Raw genomic sequence first — 815 nt, forward strand, 5'->3', positions numbered from 1 at the left:
ACGCCGCGTTCGGAGGCCTACTTTGTTTTCCCTCTGGCGCAAGGCACGCCGGGAAAACAGTGCGGCCTCGCGGCTACTGGGGTCTACCAGCCTTCGCTTCGCTCTCCATGGCTGGCAGTGCCTGTAGTGAACTAGAGATCAGTTCGCGCACCTATAGGCGCTGGACCCAGTACGGCAGTGTCAAAGCCGATGGCCGCCCAGACGCAGAACGCCAGGCGCCTGCGAACAAGCTGACGCCAGAGGAACGACAACAGATTCTGAAGACCTGCAACGAGGCAGCGTATCAGAGCCTTCCTCCGTCACAGATCGTACCGGCATTGGCTGATGAAGGGATCTATATCGCATCAGAATCGAGCTTTTACCGGATAATGAAGGAGGCGGACCAGCTACACCACCGCGGGAAAGACCAAGCCCCGAGGAAAGTCGCGAAACCCGCCGCTTACAAGGCAGCAGGGCCGAATGAAGTCTGGAGTTGGGACATCACGTTCCTGGCGACCACCGTAACGGGTTTGTTCTATCGGCTCTACCTGGTGATGGATATTTACAGTCGCAAGATTGTAGGCTGGGAAATTCATGAAAACGAAACCGCCGAGAATGCCTCACTGTTGATCCACAAAGCCTGCCTGGCGGAGGGTGTTAGTGAGAAGGGCTTAGCCCGCATCGCTCACCGATCCCCTGGTTCCGGTGTTTTTGGGCGCCGGGACGTGGCCAAGATAGCCCGATAGCCCATTTCTCGTGCCAAGGTACTCGCCAAGAGAAGAGATTCTCGTGTTTTTCGCTCTCTCAGGGGCTCTGGAGGATGTTTTTTTGACAGA

The 815-nt window shown here is 56.7% G+C and carries 1 pseudogene; it reads left to right on the plus strand.

From position 1 onward, the window contains the following. Positions 1-119: 119 nt before the first annotated feature. Positions 120-632 (plus strand): annotated as a pseudogene (locus ACOCD2_RS23060) (helix-turn-helix domain-containing protein); the annotation flags it as partial. Positions 633-815: the final 183 nt, after the last annotated feature.

Origin of the sequence: Thiolapillus sp., from assembly GCF_048562965.1 — a bacterium.
GTDB classification, from domain to species: domain Bacteria; phylum Pseudomonadota; class Gammaproteobacteria; order Chromatiales; family Chromatiaceae; genus Thiolapillus; species Thiolapillus brandeum_A.